The sequence below is a fragment of the Synechocystis sp. LEGE 06083 genome, from assembly GCF_015207725.1.
GTDB classification, from domain to species: Bacteria; Cyanobacteriota; Cyanobacteriia; order Cyanobacteriales; family Microcystaceae; genus Synechocystis; species Synechocystis salina.
Genome location: NZ_JADEWJ010000296.1, coordinates 1 through 4,457, shown reverse-complemented (window position 1 = coordinate 4,457; position 4,457 = coordinate 1). Strand labels below are relative to the sequence as shown.

Below are 4,457 nucleotides of genomic sequence, written 5' to 3'. Positions count from 1 at the left end.
CCTTTAACAGTTCATCCATTAATTTATCGGCTACGGTATCCTCTTTTTTCTTCCTTGCCATCATTGCCTCCTTGGTGAAATGGGTTAATTTGTATTTTTGCTTTTACACAAATTAATTTACAGTCCCTATATCCGTACTCCATACCTGATTGATTTTTTCAATCATTAGGCCTCTGAGAAGGTAGGGATAACGGCGGATATTCTCCTTACCTCCCTTGCTGGTGTTAGGTTTAGGGTAGATTGCCTCGAGTCCCATTAACCGAAGTAAGCGACGGACTCGTTTGACATTGACGTTCTCACCTTGTTGCCTGAGAACAGCGGTCATTCGCCTTACTCCATAAGAGGGTTCCTCTGTATAAAGCTCATCTAACTTTCGCATTAGATATTCATTGTAATCACTTTCCCTCCTTGGTTGATAATAGTAACTTGAGCGATTTAAACCAATCAATTCACATTGACGTTCAATACTGATTTTTGGGTGATAGGGTTCAATAAGCCTCCTTTTTTCTTCAATAGTTGAGCCCAGATTTTTTTTTCAACCAGTCTAGTTCTACTTCTAGACGGCCTATATGTTCATAGAGTTGGCTAATTAGTGATTCTTGACTATCACTATTTTTATCTATCTTCTGATTGAAGATTTCTTTCAGTCCCTCTCGAGCTTGTTTTTTCCAGTTATTAATTTGGGTTGCATGTACCCCTGATTGGCTTGCTATTTCATTGATAGTTTTCTGCTCCTTTAGAGCCTCTAAGGTAATTTTTGCTTTAAATTCTGGACTGTGTTTTTTCCTTTGCATTTACTTACTCCGTACTAAATTGGGCTTTTCCTTCTCTCTCTTACTTCACTGTCCATTTTTTGGGGAGCATTATACACATCAGATAGATAAATGGTGTTGTTACTCGCCGCATAGCCCCCCAAAGCAGAGCCTAAAACCTCGGCACTGACCACTTCAATGGAGGGTAAGGCACTAAAATCTTGGTTGCCCCAACTGCTTCGTATCGCCTCCACCTTAGCAAAATCGTATTCTGTGCCGTAAATGGATTCAAAGTTTGCCCAAAAGGTATCGGTAAGGGCGAATTCGGACAGACAAGAGTAAACGTTGGCCAGATGGTTGGCGATAGGCAGGAGAGACATGACAGCAACCGGGGAGTAGTGAAGGGAGAAACCAATAAAACCCTTTCTTTAAAAACTAGAACATACAGTATTATTAGTAATAATGAGTCTAGTGCATGCACTAGTCAACTATGCTAGGGTCACAACAGAAAAGGCGATCGCCAATAACCGATATGATTTATCGAGTTGCACTAAAGCAGTACAAATTACACCATTGAGAATCGCCTGTAATCTTTATATTTGAGTTTTTAGGTTAAACTACATCATTTTCTTCAGCAAAGACCCAAATTAGACGATTTAGGGCATAGTGGCAGTTTTCAGAATTTATCAACTGAGAATAATTAGCAGTAATTTATGTTGAGCGATGGAGAGTTGGAAAAATTTCACGATAGAATTAGGCTTGTGGAAGCTATTCAATATTTCCCTAATTTTATTGAATGAAAATTAACCGTCAGGGGCAAGCAAAGGTACTTACAGAGCAGGAACTGCATGACCTGTTCACCATTGGATTGCTCACTCCCCGCGATCGCCTCTTGTTTGGCATTTGTCTTTATACTGGTTGCCGCATTGGGGAAGCTTGTTCTCTTGCTTGGGCTGATGTCACCGCTGATGCCATGACTTTCCGCATTGAAAAAACCAAGACCAAATCTAGTCGCACTGTGGCCATTTCCCCAGCGTTACGAGTTTTGTTTGATGAATATCGGCAAGTTCAACAATGCTTTAGGTTTCCATCGTCCTATGTATTTCGGGGAAAACGGGTGGGGTCACACCTCCATCCTTCCATGGCCCATAAAATTTTGAAAGCCGCCACAGACCTGATTGGAGTTAGGGGAGTATCGACCCATTCTTTCCGCCGCACTGCGTTAACTATGATGTGCCGGAAGGGTATCAATTTGAGGGTTATTCAGAAAATTAGTGGTCACAAGAATTTGAATGTTCTGTCCCATTATCTGGAGGTTTCTGAACAGGAGAAGGAGCAAGCTTTATCTAAAATTTCATTTTAAAATTGATTGATAGGACAACGACTTCGTAAGTATTAATCTTGAACAAACTACCCTTTTTTTTCTATGACAACTTCTCCTACAAATTTAGATTCTTTACCTATTCCCCCCGGTGACTTTGGCTTACCGTGGTTAGGAGAAACCCTCGATTTTCTTAATGATGGGGACTTCAGTAAAAAGCGGCAACAGCAATTTGGGCCAATTTTTAAAACCCGTTTATTTGGTAAAAATGTCATTTTTGTTTCTGGGGCATTAGCAAACCGCTTTTTATTCACCAAGGAACAGGAAACTTTTCAAGCAACTTGGCCCCTCAGCACCAGAATTTTGCTAGGGCCTAATGCGTTAGTGACTCAAATGGGGGAAATACATCGCTCACGCCGTAAAATTCTATACCAAGCTTTTTTGCCCAGGGCATTGGACGGTTATTTACCGAAAATGGATGGCATTATTCAGGGATATTTGGAGCAATGGGGAAAAGCCGATGAAGTGATTTGGTATCCGCAATTAAGACGAATGACTTTCGATGTGGCGGCAACGTTATTTATGGGGGAAGGAGCAAGCCAAAATCCTCATTTATTTCCTTGGTTTGAAACCTATATTCAAGGACTATTTAGTCTACCAATTCCTTTGCCTAATACCCTATTTGGTAAATCCCAACGAGCAAGGGCTTTGTTATTGGCCGAGCTTGAACAAATGATCAAAACTCGACAACAGCACCCCCCCAAGGAAGAAGATGCATTGGGCATGTTATTAGCCGCCCGAGATGATAATAATCAACCGTTATCTTTACCGGAGCTGAAGGATCAAATTTTGTTGTTGTTGTTTGCGGGGCATGAAACTCTAACCTCGGCATTATCATCTCTTTGTCTATTGTTAGGACAGCATTCCGACATTCGGGAAAAGGTAAGACAGGAACAAAATAAATTGCAATTAGGGCAAGAACTGACAGCAGAAACTCTTAAAAAAATGCCCTATTTAGATCAAGTGTTGCAGGAAGTATTACGGTTAATCCCTCCTGTGGGGGGTGGTTTTCGAGAATTAATCCAAGGCTGTCAATTTCAGGGTTTTCATTTTCCCAAGGGCTGGTTAGTTTCTTATCAAATTAGCCAAACCCACGCCGATCCTGATTTATATCCTAATCCAGAAAAGTTTGATCCAGAACGGTTTGCCCCTGATGGTAGTACGATTCACAATCCCCCCTTTGCCCATGTTCCCTTTGGGGGTGGCTTACGGGAGTGTTTAGGTAAGGAATTTGCTCGGTTGGAAATGAAGTTATTTGCCACCCGATTAATCCAGCAATTTGATTGGACATTATTACCGAGACAAAATTTAGAGCTGGTTGTTACTCCCAGTCCCCGACCTAAGGATAATTTACGAGTAAAGCTACATTCACTAAAATAATTCTAGGGAAACAATCAAATTAAAATTTGACCGTTGTAACTCTGCAAAAATAACCCGCTCATTTTGATCCATATTGGCTATAATTTCTCGGCTACAGTAAATTCAATTTATTGCTGGAACTAACAGTTACATTCAAACAAAAAGTTACGGTTATTAATGCTAGGGGTAGAGTGATTAATAGGTAGTAAAAGTTATAGACAATTCACCGTCCAATAAACGGATGCAAGGGCGCTCAAAGTTTTGGGTCGATCAAATTAACCCTTTAGTTTGTAAAAAAGCTTGCACCAGCTTTGTCACGTCAGTATTGCCCTCATCCATTTGTAAGTTGAGTTGTTGAATTTCTGTGGCGGTCAAAATTCCGGCTAATTCATTGATTGCTGGTCGGAGTTGAGGATAAGTTTTTAGGATTTTGTCATTAAAAATTGGAACAGCATAATAGGGTGGAAAATAGCGTTTATTATCCTCCAAGACAATCAGTTTATTTTTAAAAATTTGCCCATCGGTGGAATTACCTGCCACCAAATCAACTTGGTTTGCCGTTAAGGCCGTATAAATTAAACCCAAATCCATGGCGATCGGGGGTTTAGCAAATTTCAAACCATAGGTACGACTTAGACCGGAATAGCCATCAGGACGGTTAAGAAATTCGTAACCAAACCCCGCCTGCCATTCATTTTCTAAAGGGACTAAATCACTAATAGTTTTAAGACCATAGCGTTGGGCATCGGTGGGACGCACAATAAGCGCGAAAGTGTTTTCAAACCCCAAAGAAGGAAAAACGGTTAATTGAAATTTCCTGGCATAATCTGTTTTAACTGTCTCGAAAACTTGTTCTGCGTTAGAAATGGGTTGTTGTTTCAAAATGGCCGTGTAAGCGGTACCTGTATATTCCACATAACCGGCGATCGCCCCGGACTTGACTGCTTCATGGGCAATATTGGTAC

Annotated in this window: 7 protein-coding genes; 3 read left to right on the top strand and 4 right to left on the bottom strand. The window is 40.8% G+C overall.

What is annotated here, in order from left to right; translation table 11 throughout:
* Positions 1-112: 112 nt before the first annotated feature.
* The 3 genes from IQ219_RS20600 to IQ219_RS17115 all read right to left on the bottom strand — a co-directional run bounded on the left by IQ219_RS20600 (position 113) and on the right by IQ219_RS17115 (position 1,132).
* Complete coding sequence (locus IQ219_RS20600) at positions 113-379, bottom strand: IS3 family transposase (protein ID WP_194073408.1); 267 nt, start codon at positions 377-379, stop codon at positions 113-115.
* Between the two features lie 130 nt (positions 380-509).
* A complete protein-coding gene (locus IQ219_RS17120; protein ID WP_194073407.1) occupies positions 510-794 on the bottom strand; it encodes a transposase in 285 nt (94 codons plus the stop codon).
* A gap of 14 nt (positions 795-808) precedes the next feature.
* Complete coding sequence (locus IQ219_RS17115; RefSeq protein WP_194073406.1) at positions 809-1,132, bottom strand: hypothetical protein; 324 nt, start codon at positions 1,130-1,132, stop codon at positions 809-811.
* Positions 1,133-1,214: 82 nt separating this feature from the next.
* On the opposite strand from IQ219_RS17115, the gene IQ219_RS17110 reads away from it, so the two are divergent.
* From IQ219_RS17110 to IQ219_RS17100, 3 genes are all read left to right on the top strand, one after another.
* Entirely contained in the window at positions 1,215-1,355 is a 141-nt protein-coding gene (locus tag IQ219_RS17110) for a hypothetical protein (protein WP_194073405.1), read from the top strand.
* A gap of 193 nt (positions 1,356-1,548) precedes the next feature.
* The gene (locus IQ219_RS17105) at positions 1,549-2,115 is read left to right on the top strand and encodes a site-specific integrase (protein ID WP_194073404.1); all 567 of its coding nucleotides are present in this window, start codon (positions 1,549-1,551) and stop codon (positions 2,113-2,115) included.
* 63 nt (positions 2,116-2,178) lie between these two features.
* Positions 2,179-3,513 carry a cytochrome P450 gene (locus IQ219_RS17100; RefSeq protein ID WP_194073403.1) on the top strand — a complete coding sequence of 445 codons (1,335 nt, stop codon included), beginning with the start codon at positions 2,179-2,181 and terminating at the stop codon, positions 3,511-3,513.
* Between the two features lie 249 nt (positions 3,514-3,762).
* Here IQ219_RS17100 and IQ219_RS17095 read toward each other — a convergent pair.
* On the bottom strand, positions 3,763-4,457 hold a 695-nt coding region (locus IQ219_RS17095), incomplete at its 5' end, for a glycine betaine ABC transporter substrate-binding protein (RefSeq protein WP_228017262.1).

What these genes read in the sequence shown, in the direction of transcription:
- IQ219_RS17100 (WP_194073403.1), top strand. Translation starts at nt 2,179, where the DNA reads ATGACAACTTCTCCTACAAATTTAGATTCTTTACCTATTCCCCCCGGT.
- IQ219_RS17110 (WP_194073405.1), top strand. Translation starts at nt 1,215, where the DNA reads ATGAGTCTAGTGCATGCACTAGTCAACTATGCTAGGGTCACAACAGAA.
- IQ219_RS17120 (WP_194073407.1), bottom strand. Translation starts at nt 794, where the DNA reads ATGCAAAGGAAAAAACACAGTCCAGAATTTAAAGCAAAAATTACCTTA.
- IQ219_RS17115 (WP_194073406.1), bottom strand. Translation starts at nt 1,132, where the DNA reads ATGTCTCTCCTGCCTATCGCCAACCATCTGGCCAACGTTTACTCTTGT.
- IQ219_RS20600 (WP_194073408.1), bottom strand. Translation starts at nt 379, where the DNA reads ATGCGAAAGTTAGATGAGCTTTATACAGAGGAACCCTCTTATGGAGTA.
- IQ219_RS17105 (WP_194073404.1), top strand. Translation starts at nt 1,549, where the DNA reads ATGAAAATTAACCGTCAGGGGCAAGCAAAGGTACTTACAGAGCAGGAA.